Annotated in this window: 12 protein-coding genes; 3 read left to right on the top strand and 9 right to left on the bottom strand. The window is 55.7% G+C overall.

What is annotated here, in order from left to right; translation table 11 throughout:
* Window positions 1-160 precede the first annotated feature (160 nt).
* From xseA to EPG66_RS10230, 3 genes are all read left to right on the top strand, one after another.
* Window positions 161-1,534: an exodeoxyribonuclease VII large subunit gene (gene xseA, locus EPG66_RS10220; RefSeq protein WP_115757911.1), complete on the top strand. Its 1,374-nt coding sequence runs from the start codon at window positions 161-163 to the stop codon at window positions 1,532-1,534.
* Window positions 1,535-1,811: 277 nt separating this feature from the next.
* The gene (locus tag EPG66_RS10225) at window positions 1,812-2,825 is read left to right on the top strand and encodes a M4 family metallopeptidase (protein ID WP_010257519.1); all 1,014 of its coding nucleotides are present in this window, start codon (window positions 1,812-1,814) and stop codon (window positions 2,823-2,825) included.
* Window positions 2,822-3,154 carry a protealysin inhibitor emfourin gene (locus EPG66_RS10230; protein WP_010671321.1) on the top strand — a complete coding sequence of 111 codons (333 nt, stop codon included), beginning with the start codon at window positions 2,822-2,824 and terminating at the stop codon, window positions 3,152-3,154. The genes EPG66_RS10225 and EPG66_RS10230 overlap by 4 nt, the downstream gene beginning before the upstream one ends.
* A gap of 273 nt (window positions 3,155-3,427) precedes the next feature.
* On the opposite strand, the gene EPG66_RS10235 is transcribed toward EPG66_RS10230, so the two are convergent.
* The 9 genes from EPG66_RS10235 to pilW form a co-directional block, all read right to left on the bottom strand.
* The gene (locus tag EPG66_RS10235) at window positions 3,428-5,869 is read right to left on the bottom strand and encodes a glucose/quinate/shikimate family membrane-bound PQQ-dependent dehydrogenase (protein ID WP_182686686.1); all 2,442 of its coding nucleotides are present in this window, start codon (window positions 5,867-5,869) and stop codon (window positions 3,428-3,430) included.
* Window positions 5,870-6,181: 312 nt separating this feature from the next.
* Complete coding sequence (locus tag EPG66_RS10240) at window positions 6,182-6,403, bottom strand: zinc ribbon domain-containing protein (RefSeq protein WP_083069229.1); 222 nt, start codon at window positions 6,401-6,403, stop codon at window positions 6,182-6,184.
* Window positions 6,404-6,464: 61 nt separating this feature from the next.
* Window positions 6,465-7,955 carry a ribosome biogenesis GTPase Der gene (gene der, locus EPG66_RS10245; RefSeq protein WP_010257536.1) on the bottom strand — a complete coding sequence of 497 codons (1,491 nt, stop codon included), beginning with the start codon at window positions 7,953-7,955 and terminating at the stop codon, window positions 6,465-6,467.
* Window positions 7,956-8,129: 174 nt separating this feature from the next.
* Window positions 8,130-9,311 carry an outer membrane protein assembly factor BamB gene (bamB, locus tag EPG66_RS10250; protein WP_031594239.1) on the bottom strand — a complete coding sequence of 394 codons (1,182 nt, stop codon included), beginning with the start codon at window positions 9,309-9,311 and terminating at the stop codon, window positions 8,130-8,132.
* A 19-nt stretch (window positions 9,312-9,330) separates the two neighbouring features.
* A complete protein-coding gene (locus EPG66_RS10255) occupies window positions 9,331-9,948 on the bottom strand; it encodes a YfgM family protein (RefSeq protein ID WP_039390780.1) in 618 nt (205 codons plus the stop codon).
* Between the two features lie 39 nt (window positions 9,949-9,987).
* On the bottom strand, window positions 9,988-11,262 hold the full coding sequence (hisS, locus tag EPG66_RS10260) for a histidine--tRNA ligase (protein ID WP_010257545.1): 1,275 nt from the start codon (window positions 11,260-11,262) through the stop codon (window positions 9,988-9,990).
* 105 nt (window positions 11,263-11,367) lie between these two features.
* Window positions 11,368-12,489 carry a flavodoxin-dependent (E)-4-hydroxy-3-methylbut-2-enyl-diphosphate synthase gene (gene ispG / locus EPG66_RS10265; RefSeq protein ID WP_003848692.1) on the bottom strand — a complete coding sequence of 374 codons (1,122 nt, stop codon included), beginning with the start codon at window positions 12,487-12,489 and terminating at the stop codon, window positions 11,368-11,370.
* A 37-nt stretch (window positions 12,490-12,526) separates the two neighbouring features.
* Window positions 12,527-13,537, bottom strand: coding sequence for a cytoskeleton protein RodZ (rodZ, locus tag EPG66_RS10270; protein WP_031594240.1), 1,011 nt, complete (start codon window positions 13,535-13,537; stop codon window positions 12,527-12,529).
* Window positions 13,527-14,261, bottom strand: coding sequence for a type IV pilus biogenesis/stability protein PilW (gene pilW, locus EPG66_RS10275; protein ID WP_031594241.1), 735 nt, complete (start codon window positions 14,259-14,261; stop codon window positions 13,527-13,529). Before pilW ends, rodZ begins: the two co-directional genes overlap by 11 nt.
* Between the last annotated feature and the right edge of the window lie 11 nt (window positions 14,262-14,272).

The following is a 14,272-nucleotide window of genomic DNA, read 5'->3' on the forward strand; positions in this document are numbered from 1 at the left end:
TCCACCTCGGGTGATTGAGAATAGATAAAATATTGCCGCGGCATTATACAGGCCGTAATCGATTGCCTCCAGCATTATTTACGAAAAACTCTTGATCCGCACTGACAGCCCTGTAGTATCGATGAATTAACCTGCTGATTTGGAATTTGATCTTCGTCACATGTCGCTGCCACCCATCGCCAATATTTTTACCGTCAGCCGTCTCAATACGACAGTGCGTCAGCTGCTGGAGAAAGAGATGGGCCTGGTCTGGATCAGCGCCGAGATCTCCAACTTCACGCAACCGGCATCCGGTCACTGGTACTTCACGCTGAAAGATGATGGCGCTCAGGTTCGCTGTGCTATGTTCCGCAACAGCAACCGACGCGTCACCTTCCGTCCGCAGCATGGTCAGCAGGTGCTGGTGCGCGCCAACATCACTCTTTATGAGCCACGCGGTGACTATCAGCTGATTGCCGAAAGTATGCATCCGGCGGGTGAAGGCTTGCTGCAGCAGCAGTTTGAACTGCTGAAAGCAAAACTGACCACCGAAGGACTGTTTGATCCGCAGCATAAGCAACCGCTGCCGGAACCGGCGCGTCAGGTCGGGGTGATCACCTCTTCCACCGGCGCGGCGCTGCACGATGTGTTACGCGTGCTGCATCGCCGTGATCCCTCCCTGCCCGTGGTCATCTACCCGACCGTGGTTCAGGGCGTCGATGCGCCAGCGGCTATCGTCCGCGCGATTGAAATCGCCAACCTGCGCAACGAGTGCGACGTATTAATTGTCGGACGCGGCGGCGGTTCGCTGGAAGATTTGTGGGGCTTTAACGATGAACGCGTGGCGCGCGCCATTTTTGCCAGCCGCATTCCCATCGTCAGCGCGGTGGGTCATGAAACCGATGTCACCATTGCCGACTTCGTCGCCGATTTACGTGCACCCACCCCTTCCGCCGCGGCTGAAATTGTCAGCCGTAACCAGCTGGAGTTGCTGCGTCAGTTGCAGTCACAGCAACAGCGGCTGGAGATGGCGATGGATTACTACCTGGCACGTCAGCAGCGGCTTTACTCCCGCCTTGAGCATCGTCTGCAACAGCAGCATCCGCAGCTGCGTCTGGCCCGTCAGCAGACCGCCCTGTTCCGCCTGCAGCAGCGACTGGGTGAAGCGATGGAAAACCGCCTGCGTCACGCTACGCGTCAGCAGGATCGCCTGTCGCATCGGCTCAATGCCCAGCAGCCTCAGCAGCGGCTGTTCGATGCGCAAAAACAGCTGCAAAGCTGGCACTACCGCCTGCAGCAGAGCATGACAAAACAGCTGAGCACCAGCAAACAGCACTTTGGTCAGTTAGTGGCGCAGCTGGAAGGCGTCAGCCCGCTGGCGACGCTGGCGCGCGGTTTTAGCGTGACCACCGACACCGCCGGACAGGTGGTGAAGAAAACCGCACAGCTCCAGAGCGGCGACTTGCTCCGTACCCGTCTTGATGATGGCTGGGTTGAAAGCCAGGTGACGCAGTTACTGCCTGAGAAAAAGCGCCGCCGCAAAACCGCCTCCTGACTCTGCCCGTCAGCTCACACTTTTACACTTAACGCTGGCCTCACTAATGAGGTCTAACCCGCCTGACGGGTCTATACTTTCTGGCACATTCCCTGTCGCCAGGGCGTTTCAGATGGCTTGCCAAAATTGTTGCCTCAGAAAAGCGCCGCCGCAAAACCGCCTCCTGACTCTGCCCTTCAGCTCACACTTTTACACTTAACGCTGGCCTCACTAATGAGGTCTAACCCGCCTGACGGGTCTATACTTTCTGGCACATCCTAATGCCAAGGAGTTTCAGATGGCTTATTGCGTTATTCCTCCCTATATCCTTCGCAAAATCATCGCGCATGGTTCCGGCCACCAGCAGGAGCAGGCGCGTCGCACCCTGACACACGTTCAGCACCTGATGGCGGAACACTGGCAAAAGCAGCCGGTGGCAAAAACCGCGGCAGGCGGCCACGTGGATCGTGAAATTTATGATGCGCAAAGTCAGCAGACCCTGCCAGGTAAGCTGATTCGTCAGGAGGGCCAGCCCGGCAATGACGACGTGGCGGCTGAGGAAGCCTGGAACTATCTTGGCGTAACCTATGACTTCTTCTGGCAGGCTTATCAGCGTAACTCGCTGGATAATCAGGGGCTGAAGTTGCTCGGTACCGTGCACTACGGTGACAAGTACCAGAACGCCTTCTGGAACGGTCAGCAAATGGTATTTGGTGATGGTGACGGCGAAATCTTTAATCGCTTCACCATCGCGATTGACGTTGTGGCGCACGAACTGGCGCATGGCGTGACGGAAAATGAAGCCGGCTTGATCTACTTTGAGCAGGCTGGTGCACTGAACGAGTCGCTGTCAGATGTGTTTGGCTCGCTGGTGAAACAGTTCAGTAAAAAACAGCGTGCCGATGAGGCGGACTGGATTATCGGCGAAGGCCTGCTGGCAAGCGGCATCAATGGGCGTGGTCTGCGCTCAATGTCTGAACCTGGTTCCGCCTATGATGACCCGATGCTGGGCAAAGATCCGCAACCGGCGCACATGGATCACTACGTGAAGACACGCGAAGATAATGGCGGGGTTCATATCAATTCCGGTATTCCTAACCGGGCTTTTTATCTGGCAGCAACAGCGCTGGGTGGTTATGCGTGGGAACAGGCGGGATATGCCTGGTATGACACGGTGTGTGACGACGAACTGCCACAGGATGCTGACTTTAAGACCTTTGCCCGCTTCACCGTTCAGCATGGTAAAAAACGGTTTAATGAATCGGTTGGCAGTGCCATTGAACAGGCGTGGAAGGAGGTTGGCGTGCTATGAGTGACCTGCCCGAACTCACTGATGACGCCACCATCATCGTCGCGCGTGAAGGCGGCATGGCTTTTATTCCGGGGCTACGCGCCGAACGACGCTTTATGCTGGGCGATCTGCCGCCGCCAGAAAGAGAGCGCGTCTGCCATGCGCTGCAGCAGGCGATGCCGCTGGGCGAACCGGAGGAGAAAGCCGCGCAGGTGGGCAGTGGCGACCAGCGCTATTTTCGCATCCAGATTCAGTATGCAACCCACCGCGAGGTTGGGACGATAGTGCTGTTGATTCCGGAACAGGTGGCGCCGCCTGAGTTGCAGGCGCTGTGGCGCGACGGCAAATAAGCAAAAATAAGGGCCGACAATGTCGGCCCTGAAACAGCTGATAATCCGATGTGAATCTTGCAGCGACAAATGAGCTTAAAGCGGAGGTAACACGTTCAGAGGAGGAAAGCGTCCCGCGCCATGGACGGCGCGGGCCGAGCAGTCATGGATGACGATTTTGCGACTTTCCGATCTGACCGTGTTCCCTGCGCATGCTCGGGCTTACAGCAAACCAGGCAAGACTTTTCCGTAAAAAAGGGCCGACAATATGTCGGCCCTTTTCATTAAGCGTTGTTACTTGCTGTCTGGCAGCGCGTAAGCAATCACATAATCACCACGGTCCGGTGACTGACGTGCGCCACCTGCCGAGAACAGGATGTACTGCTTTCCATCTTTCGGTGAGACGTAGCTCATCGGGCCACCCTGACTGCCCACCGGCAGACGTGCTTTCCACACCTCTTTACCGGTTGAAGAGTCAAAGGCGCGCAGATAGTAATCCTGCGTACCTGCGATGAACACCAGGCCGCCCTGCGTGGCCAGCGTACCGCCCAGCGTTGGCATGCCAACCGGCATTTTCACGCGCATCTTGATACCGAATGGTCCGGTATCCTGCACCGTGCCGACCGGCACCTGCCAGACGATTTTCTGCGTTTTCATGTCAATCGCCGACAGCGTACCAAATGGCGGTTTCTGACATGGGATACCCAGCGGTGACATAAAGCGATTTTTATTCACAGCATATGGCGTACCTTTCAGCGGAACGGCACCCATACCGGTGTTGATCGCTTCGCCGCCGTTGCTGCCGCGCGCAATATTGCTGGTATCAGCCGGGATCATCTGAACCCACAGACCCAGACGCATATCATTGACGAACAACAGGTGGTTGTTCGGATCGACCGACATGCTGCCCCAGTTCATACCGCCCAGCGAACCCGGGAAGCTCAGAGACTTGTCGGTGTCCGGCACGGTGAACAGGCCATCATAGCGCATAGATTTGAAGCCAATGCGGCAGGCCAGCTGATCAAACGGCGTGGCACCCCACATGTCAGACTCTTTCAGCGTCTGGTTGCCAATCTGCGGCATCCCGGTCGAATGTGGCTGCGTTTTGGTGTACTGCTCGTTCGGGATATGACCCTGCGGCATCGGCAGTTCTTCGACTTTGGTCAGCGGCTTGCCGGTCATACGGTCAAGTACGAAGATCATGCCGGTTTTGCCGCCAATCACTACCGCTGGTGTGGTAGTGCCATCTTTTTGCGGGAAGTCGATCAGGCTTGGCTGCATTGGCAGGTCAAAGTCCCACAGATCGTTATGCACGGTCTGATAGACCCACTTCTCTTTACCGGTCGTGGCATCCAGCGCCAGAACCGATGCGCCATATTTGTGATCCAGTTCAGTACGGTTCGCACCCCAGAGGTCAACCGACGAACTGCCCATTGGAATGAACACGGTGTTCATTGCCGGGTCGTAAGACATCGGTGCCCATGAATTTGGCGTACTGCGGGTATAATCTTTACCCGGCATCAATATCGCATTCGGGTCAACATTGCCTGGGTCAAACGCCCAGCGCATCTGGCCGGTGATAACGTCAAAGCCACGCAACACGCCACCCGGCATATCCGTCTGCACGTTATCCGCTACGCGACCGCCGACCACCACAGTGGTGCCAGCCAGGGTTGGCGCTGAGGTCAGCTGATATTGCGGATCCGGTGCCTTGCCCATGCCCGCTTTGAGATCAACGATGCCATGATCGCCAAAGTTTTCACAGAACTCACCGTTGTCAGCATTGATCGCAATCAGACGCGCGTCGATGGTGTTCATCAGAATACGACGCTGACAGCTGTCACCGGCTGGCAACACTGCGGCAGTCACAGGTGAAGACCCCGGCTTATCTGGCTGCTGCAGCGGTTTCGTGGCGTCAAAGTAAGCCAGACCACGGCAGCGCGGCCAGACTTCCGCTTTGGCATTGATTTCACGTTTCCAGATCTGCTTACCGCTGTTGGCTTCAACGGCGATGACGTTGTTGTGCGGTGTGCAGAGATAAAGGGTATTGCCAATCTGCAACGGTGTCTGCTGATCTTCTGCGCCGTTGCCGGTCGGGCTGACAGGGGTATCACCGGTGCGGAAGGTCCAGGCCACCTGCAGATCTTTCACGTTGTCGCGGGTGATTTGATCCAGCGCCACAAAGCGGCTGCCCTGCGGGGTATTACCGTAGTTATCCCAGTCTTTCTGCTGTTTCGCTTTATCTACCGGGATCAGCGGCAGCTCTTCGCCCGTGCCTGCAACGGTAGGATGTGGCTGGAACATCTGCACCAGCGTAACAACCATGCCTGCCGCCAGCAGCGCAGAGAACGCATAAGAGGGTTTTGCCAGTGAGTGCTTACCTTCATGCTTACGCAGTGAAGGCCAGATCAGGAAGGCAAGCAGCATCAGTCCGGCAGGCACCATCAGGCGTGATACCAGCGGCCAGAACTCCAGGCCCGCGTCGAACAGCGACCAGATCAGGGTGCCGACAAAGACCAGCAGGAACAGAACCACTGCCGAGGATTTGCGACGGAAGAACTGAATTGCGGAGAGTACAGTGACGATACCCGCAATTAAAAAGTACCCGCTGCCACCAAGTGCAACCAGTTTGCCGCCGCCAATTGCAAAAAACAGACCGGTGGCAAGCAGCACCAGTCCGAGCAGCACGGATGCTATTCCCAGCCCCTTTCCGGAGCGGGAGGATGTTTCAGCCATAATACTTACTCTCCTGAATAAACAGAGCGCCCGGACAGATGCCATCCGGACGCCGGCGCGTTAAGTCAGTCCGCGCCGGGCACCGCTCGGTTTCAAATCAAATATAAACAGACCCGCGTCCGTGAGATCGATGGGCCGGAAGAACACGGATGTGGCTGGCCCCTCCCACGACGCGGCAGGATTGTACCACCTGGTACATTATAGAGTGAACATCTACAACCCATTTGTTACGGCGCAATAGCATTTTTGCTACAAAATAAGCCAGTCGTCGCTCTGCACTCTCAGACGTTTTAAGCGTAGCTGAAAGTGACGTCAGTGACCTGGCGGCTGGAAAAGGACGCGCTTGCGGGAGATGAGACCATGTCCGTTCCGGCAAAAATAGTCCACCGCGCCGCAGGCTTTAAGCACCTCAAGCGGCTGATGACACTCCGGACAGCAGGGTTGTGCGGGGTAATGCGTACCGCAGGTAATACAGATAAATTCACCATCGCTGAGCGACAGCGGTTGCTGACATTTTTCGCAAATAGTAGTCACTATTTTCTCCCTGCTCCGGTTTATTCAGAGCAAAAAAAGAGGGCCAGATGGCCCTCTATTCTTAACGCTTGTTCTTTTTCATATGCGCCAGCAGACGCTTACGTTTACGCTGCTGCGTTGGTGTCAGCAGGTTACGTTTGCCTTCATAAGGGTTATCACCCTCTTTGAACTGAATACGAATTGGCGTTCCCATCACGTTGAGTGATTTACGGAAATAGTTCATCAGGTAGCGTTTGTAAGAATCGGGCAGATCCTTAACCTGATTACCGTGGATTACCACGATAGGCGGGTTATAGCCCCCCGCGTGCGCGTATTTGAGCTTAACGCGACGACTGCGTACCAGCGGTGGCTGGTGATCGTCTGCCGCCATATTCATGATGCGGGTCAGCAGCGAGGTGTTTACGCGCTTCGTCGAACAGTCATAGGCTTCAGTGATCGACTCAAACAGATTACCGACGCCGCTGCCGTGCAGCGCAGAGATAAAGTGGATGCGGGCGAAATCGATAAAGCCCAGACGGTAGTCCAGCGTCTCTTTCACTTCATCGCGAACTTCCTGCGACAAGCCATCCCATTTGTTGACCACAATCACCAGCGAACGACCACTGTTGAGAATGAAGCCAAGCAGCGACAGATCCTGATCGGAAATACCGGCATGGGCATCAATGACCAGCATCACCACGTTGGCATCTTCAATCGCCTGCAGCGTCTTGATCACCGAGAATTTCTCTACGGTGTCAGAGATTTTGGCACGCTTACGCACGCCCGCCGTGTCGATCAGAACGTATTCACGTCCATCACGCTCCATCGGAATATAGATGCTGTCGCGGGTGGTGCCCGGCATATCGTAGACCACCACGCGGTCTTCACCGAGAATACGGTTGGTAAGCGTTGACTTACCTACGTTAGGACGGCCAACAATCGCCAGTTTGATCGGCAGGCCCGTCGGGTCGAAGTTTTCTTCTTCCTCTGCGGCTTCCTGCTCAGCAATCTCGTCAGCTTCAAGCGCAGCCCAGTACGCCTGATTCTCTTCTTCTTCCGTGAGCTCGACCGTCTCAACTTTGTCCATCCATGGCAGCAGTGCCTCTTCTATCAGGCTGCTGACACCACGACCATGCGATGCCGCAATGGCGTGAATCTCGCCCAGGCCCAGTGAATAGAAGTCCACAACCGCCTGATCAGGATCCATCCCGTCAGTTTTGTTGGCCACCAAAAAAGTCGCTTTCTGGCGGGAACGGAGATGCTTAGCGATTTGCTGATCGGCGGCCATCATGCCCGCACGCGCATCGACCATAAACAGCACGACATCCGCTTCTTCAATCGCCAGCAGTGACTGCTCGGCCATCCGCGTTTCAACACCCTCTTCGGTGCCGTCGATACCACCGGTATCAATAACAATAAATTCGCGCCCTTCCACTTCGGCGCGACCATATTTGCGATCGCGAGTCAGTCCAGGAAAATCCGCTACCAGCGCATCACGTGTGCGGGTTAAGCGGTTAAATAGCGTAGATTTTCCCACATTGGGACGCCCAACCAGCGCGACCACAGGTACCATAACAAAATGCCTCAATAAATAATTAATCGCCCGAATGGCGTGATTATAACGGCTCTGGCCGTCAAGTTCAGGCTTAAGGCGCAAAGAATACCATGCCTGACTAAAAACGAAACGGCCCCTGATTAAATCAGGAGCCGTCGGAACGGAGAATTTCACCTGCCAGACGTTTACCCGTTAACGGGTAATCGCATAAACCTCACCATCTTTCGACTGGATCAGCAGCTTATCGCTGGCGACCACCGGCTCGGTCTGGAAGCCTGAGCTATCCAGTTCCTGCTGCGCAACAAAACGACCATCCGTGGTGTTCAGCCAGTGCAGATAACCTTCGCTGTCGCCGACAACCAGATAGCCGTTGTAGAGCACCGGCGAAGTCAGGTTGCGATGCAGCAGATCGCTTTGACGCCAGATGGCGACACCGCCGTCAGCGTTAAGCGCAATCACACGATCGTCCTGATCGACCAGATAGATGCGGCCGGCATCCACAATCAGATCTTTCACACCGCCAATTTCGCGTTTCCACAAAATCTGGCCGGAACGCAGATCCAGTGCTGTCAGATTGCCATTGTACGCCAGCGCGTAAACCACGCCATTGACGATAACCGGTGTGGTATCGACATCGTTAAGACGATCGATCTCAGTGGCACCGCTGACCTGTGAAATACGCTGCTGCCAGATCAGTTGTCCCTGGTTCAGCACCACGGCACTGACACGACCGTTGTCGCCCCCGACAATCGCGCCACCAAAAGCGACAGCCGGAGCAGATTCACCGCGCAGAGACAACGCTGGCATATCCAGGTTGACGCTCCACTTCACGGCACCGCTGCTCTGATCCAGACCCTGCAACATGCCGTTGCTGGTATGAACCAGCACCAGACCATCGCTGACTACCGGACGTGACAGGGCTTCACCGGCGACTTTCGTCTGCCACGCCAGGCTGCCATCACTGCTGTTAAGGGCATAAACCTGGCCGCGCTCGCTGCCAACATAGACCCGATCGCCATCAGCCGTCAGGCCGCCTGATAACATGGCTGAGCGGTTTTTAGAGAAGAAGCCGGTTTTCTCAGAGAGATCGACTTTCCATTTTTCTTTACCGTCTGCGGCATCCAGCGCTTTGACGATACCAAAGCGGTCGGCAGCATAAACCGTATTATCCTGCCAGGCAGGATGCAGATTTGAGTAGAAATCACCGACACCATCGCCTACTGAGGTGCTCCACACTTTCTGTGGCGTGAACTGATTTTCCACCTTCGGCAACGGGGCCATTTTTACTACATCTTCTTCGCCGCTAAACAGCGAACAACCGCTGAGCAAAGTGACTGAAATCAGTCCCGGCAGCAGGTATTTACGTAATTCCATGCGCTCTCTCTTGACTGGCTTAGCTTAAGTTATTCATCTTCATCTGCATCATTTGCTTCAATGCCGGAGAGGCGTCAGATTCAACCCCTTTACTCCAGGCATCGCGCGCGCCCTGCTTGTCGCCTTTGGTCAGCAGCGCTTCGCCGCGAATATCGGCCACAATGGCTGTCCAGCCATCACCCTTCACACCGTCAAGGGTTTTAAGCGCCGCATCCGCTTGATTCTGTTGCAGTTGAATGCGTGCCAGGCGCAGGTTAATCACCGCCTGCAGATTGGCATCTTTGGTATCTTTCAGTCCGTTTTGCAGCAGCGTCGCGGCTTTATCAAGCTGACCGGCGTCAACATACTGCTTCGCCAGATCCATTGCAGCCAGCGCACCGTAGGTGTTGCTGTTTTCACTGGCAAAACGGTCTACCGCTTCCAGCGTCTCCGGTTTGCCGGCCTGCATGGCGCTGGTGAGCTGCTGATACTGCGCTGATACTGTCTTCGCCGTATCGTCCTGATGACTGCTCCAGTAACGCCAGCCGCCCAGCGCAGCAATGCCGATCACCACGCCAATAGCTAACGCTTTGCCATTGTTGGCAAAAAAGTTGCGCAGCGCGTCGGTCTGCTCGTTCTCATTGCTATACACTTCCACGCAATCCCTCTCCTTTCTATGGTTGGTGCTGTGTCACGCTTACTGTAACAGCGAGCGCAAGACAGCAGCAGCCTCTGCCTGATCCAGCGTTTGCTGCTCGCCACGGCGCAGATCTTTAATGACGACCTGACCGGCTTTGACCTCATCCTCGCCTAACACCAGTGCGACGCGAGCGCCCCACTTGTCAGCACGGGCAAATTGTTTCTTGAAGTTGCCGCCACCAAAGTTGGTCATCAGCCTCAGTTCTGGCGCTTCATCACGCAATTTCTCAGCCAGCTGCATTGCTGCAGACTGCACGCCCTGACCTGAAGCGATAACATAGACATCCACATTGCTCGTCGGTTCAAATTCAGGATTAACCGCCTGAACCAGCAGTACCAGACGCTCCATGCCCATGGCAAAGCCAACGGCAGGTGTTGCGCGGCCACCGAGCTGCTCAACCAGGCCATCATAGCGGCCGCCACCACATACCGTGCCCTGTGAACCCAGGCTATCGGTGACCCACTCAATCACGGTGCGATTGTAATAATCAAGCCCGCGTACCAGACGCTGATTGACGGTGTAGCTGATCCCGGCGTCATCCAGAAGGGCACACAGGCCGCTGAAATGTTCACGTGATTCGTCATCAAGATAGTCGCCAAGCTGTGGCGCATCATTCAGTAACTGCTGAATATCGGGATTTTTAGTGTCGAGAACGCGCATCGGATTGGTGTACATGCGGCGTTTGCAATCCTCATCCAGCACCTCTTTGTGCTGTTCAAGGAAGGCGACCAGCGCGTCGCGATAATGCGCGCGTGCTTCCAGCGAACCGATAGAGTTGAGTTCCAGACGAACGTGCTCAGAGATACCCAGAGCTTTCCACCAGCGGGCGTTCAGCATGATCAGTTCAGCATCGATGTCCGGTCCCTGCAGACCAAACACTTCCACGCCAATCTGGTAGAACTGACGATAGCGGCCTTTCTGCGGACGCTCATAGCGGAACATCGGGCCCATATACCACAGGCGCTGCTCCTGGTTGTAGAGTAAACCGTGTTCAATACCGGCTCGCACGCAACCTGCAGTGCCTTCCGGACGCAGTGTCAGGCTTTCACCGTTGCGGTCTTCGAAGGTATACATCTCTTTTTCAACCACGTCGGTGACCTCACCGATGGCGCGTTTAAACAGTGGGGTTTGTTCCACCAGCGGTAAGCGAATTTCGCTGTAACCGTAGCTCGCCAGCGTCTGCTTGAGAACGCCTTCAATCCGTTGCCAGAGGGCGGTATCCGCAGGCAGGTAGTCGTTCATCCCGCGAATCGCCTGAATATTCTTCGCCACGTTAGAATCTCTTAATGCAAAAAAACCTGTCCGGCATCATACCTTATGAGGATGAAACCGCACAGGTTCAGTCAAAAAAGTCACGCACGCAGACCGCGTACGCCATTATTTTTCCAGATGCTGCACATCAATACGGCGACTGGCATCCAGCATCGACGCTTTAGCACGAATGCGCGCTTCCAGCTGATCGATCATGTCATTGTTGTCGAGACGATCGCGCTGACGCACACCATCCTCGTAGAAACCACTCTTCTTGCTGCCGCCGGTCACGCCCAGCGTAGAGAGGGTCGCCTCGCCGGGTCCGTTGACCACGCAGCCGATAATGGAGACATCCATCGGGGTGATCAGGTCTTCCAGACGCTGCTCCAGCGCGTTGACCGTGCCGATAACGTCGAACTCCTGACGTGAGCAGGTCGGACAGGCGATGAAGTTGATGCCACGAGAGCGGATGCGCAGTGACTTCAGGATATCGAAACCGACTTTGACTTCTTCTACCGGATCGGCGGCCAGCGAGATACGCAGCGTATCGCCGATCCCTTCTGACAGCAGCAGACCCAGTCCAATCGCCGATTTCACTGCGCCTGCCCGCGCGCCGCCCGCTTCGGTGATACCGAGATGCAGTGGCTGTTCAATCTGTTTCGCCAGCAGACGATAAGATTCAACCGCGAGGAAGACGTCAGAGGCTTTGACGCTGACTTTGAATTGATCGAAGTTAAGACGGTCGAGATGATCGACATGGCGCATGGCAGATTCCAGCAGCGCCTGCGGCGTCGGCTCGCCATACTTTTCCTGCAGATCTTTTTCCAGCGAACCGGCGTTCACGCCAATTCGAATCGGAATATTGTTGTCGCGCGCGCAGTCGACCACCATGCGGATACGCTCATTGTTCCCGATATTACCGGGATTGATGCGCAGGCAGTCGACGCCATACTCGGCGACTTTCAGGGCGATGCGGTAGTCAAAATGAATATCTGCAACCAGCGGGACGTTTACCTGCTGTTTGATCAGTCTGAATGCTTCTGCGGCATCCATGGTAGGCACCGAGATACGAACGATGTCGACACCGACTCGCTCAAGGGCTTTGATCTGATTTACCGTCGCCTCCACGTCAGTGGTGCGGGTGTTGGTCATCGACTGGACAGCGATGGGTGCGCCGTCACCGACCGGCACCTTGCCGACGTAAATGCGTTTGGATTTACGACGGATAATGGGTGCTTCGTTATGCATATTTCTTCTCCACAATTGCCCGGTACGCGATACGCTGTTATTGCGCACCCAACGTCAGGCGAGCAACCTGGTTATTACGGATAAAACGACTTAAATCAACGGGCTGATTCTGATATTGCACCTGAACAGCGGAAGGCGCGCCAATTTTCAGACGATACGGAGGCGTTCCTGCGAGGCTGAGTTTACCACCACTGCGCTGAATGCCGCTGAACAGTTTTTTGCCGGTGGCATCGCTCACTTCCAGCCAGCAGTCGGCGTTAAAGGTCATCACCACCGCATTAGGATCAGCAGCCGGTTCACTGACCGCCGCTGCACCTACTGGCATCTGAGGTGCCGTGCTGGTATTGGTATTCGTGGCCGCAGGTGCAGCCGCTGAGTTGTCTACGGGCGCCTGGCTCGGCGAAACCACGGCATTGCTGGTGGTATCTGGCTGTGCGGTGGTCGCGCTATTGCTGGCGCTGGCGGCCGGAGCCGCACTCGCTGGCGCACTCGCTGCGCTGTTGTCACTGGTGGTATTGCTTTCGTCAGGCGCGGCAGGTGCCGCGCTGTCACCGCTGGATTCACCAAGCGGAATCGACTGGCCGCTATCACCGCTGCTGTTCTGATCGGTCATCGGCACCAGATCATCCTGCGACGCTTTATGATTCTGCCACCACCATGCACCGGTCAGACCCACCACCACAAACACCACCAGCCAGGTGAAAATCATCAACCAGCCGTCGCGTTTCTTGCGGCGTTTGCCCAGTGAGAAACTTTGCATCGGCTCGATCTTTGAAGCCCGAATCGGTGTCTGTTTCGCCATCATCGGCAGCAGTTCCTCTTCAGGAATGTGCACCAGACGCGCGTAGGAGCGAATGTATCCGCGCAGGAACGTGGAGGCCAGATCGGCAGGCGATTTGTCTTCCTCGATATCACGCACGGTAGAAAGTTTCAGGCACAGGCGTTCAGCGACGTTCTGCTGCGTCAGCCCCATCTGCTCACGGGCCAGACGCAGGCGTTCACCTGTTGAATGTAATGCAGAGTTTTCTTGAGTGGCTTCAGTATTCATTAGCTAAATAACGCTGGTACTGTATCGATTGCGGAAAACGTCGCGCTAACTGGTCGCCATAACGTGAAACGTCAGCGGCATCTCCCTGTAGCGCGGCGAAACGTAAGTGTAACGCCAGACTTCGTGCCGTTGCGGGCAGCTGTTGCTGGTAAACATCAAGCAAAATCTGCACCTTCGCCAGATGGTTATCTGCCATCTGCTTTTCAGCTTCCGACAGCAGCGAATCAGCTTTGCGTCTGTCAGCCTCAATGGCCTGGCGTAGTGTCCTGCGGGCAGCGGCAATATCGCCAGCCTGCAGATAACAAAACCCTGCCAGTTCAAGCGCGTCATTGCGTGCATCAAACTGCGGTGCTGCGCTTGCCCGACTAAACTGTTGATGCGCTTCGCCATACTGCCTTAAAGCGCAGAGAAACGCACCGTAATTGTTAGCAACAAAACCATTATCCGGGGCCTGCTGCTGTGCCAGTATAAACCGTGCCTGCGCCGCTGTCTGATTACCCTGCTTCTGCGCCAGTCGAGCCAGCGCAAGCGAGACCCGGTAATCCTCTGGCGCGGCGGCCTGTGCCCGCAGAAAGTTTCGCTCAGCCGCGGCATAGTCGCCACCCGCCAGATAGTGCATCCCTAACTGCAGACGCACCTCTTCTGCTCCGGGTTCGTGATGCTGGCTGACACACCCGCTTACAACAAACAGCGCCAGTAAAACTGCAGGTAATCCGTTACGCATAATCGTTTCCA

It is taken from the genome of Pantoea pleuroti (assembly GCF_014156615.1).
Classification (GTDB): Bacteria; Pseudomonadota; Gammaproteobacteria; order Enterobacterales; family Enterobacteriaceae; genus Pantoea; species Pantoea agglomerans.

Bases quoted from the DNA above. Each gene is read 5' to 3' on its own strand.
- EPG66_RS10225 (WP_010257519.1), top strand. From the start codon at position 1,812: ATGGCTTATTGCGTTATTCCTCCCTATATCCTTCGCAAAATCATCGCG.
- rodZ (WP_031594240.1), bottom strand. From the start codon at position 13,537: ATGAATACTGAAGCCACTCAAGAAAACTCTGCATTACATTCAACAGGT.
- EPG66_RS10230 (WP_010671321.1), top strand. From the start codon at position 2,822: ATGAGTGACCTGCCCGAACTCACTGATGACGCCACCATCATCGTCGCG.
- EPG66_RS10235 (WP_182686686.1), bottom strand. From the start codon at position 5,869: ATGGCTGAAACATCCTCCCGCTCCGGAAAGGGGCTGGGAATAGCATCC.
- ispG (WP_003848692.1), bottom strand. From the start codon at position 12,489: ATGCATAACGAAGCACCCATTATCCGTCGTAAATCCAAACGCATTTAC.
- xseA (WP_115757911.1), top strand. From the start codon at position 161: ATGTCGCTGCCACCCATCGCCAATATTTTTACCGTCAGCCGTCTCAAT.
- der (WP_010257536.1), bottom strand. From the start codon at position 7,955: ATGGTACCTGTGGTCGCGCTGGTTGGGCGTCCCAATGTGGGAAAATCT.
- bamB (WP_031594239.1), bottom strand. From the start codon at position 9,311: ATGGAATTACGTAAATACCTGCTGCCGGGACTGATTTCAGTCACTTTG.
- pilW (WP_031594241.1), bottom strand. From the start codon at position 14,261: ATGCGTAACGGATTACCTGCAGTTTTACTGGCGCTGTTTGTTGTAAGC.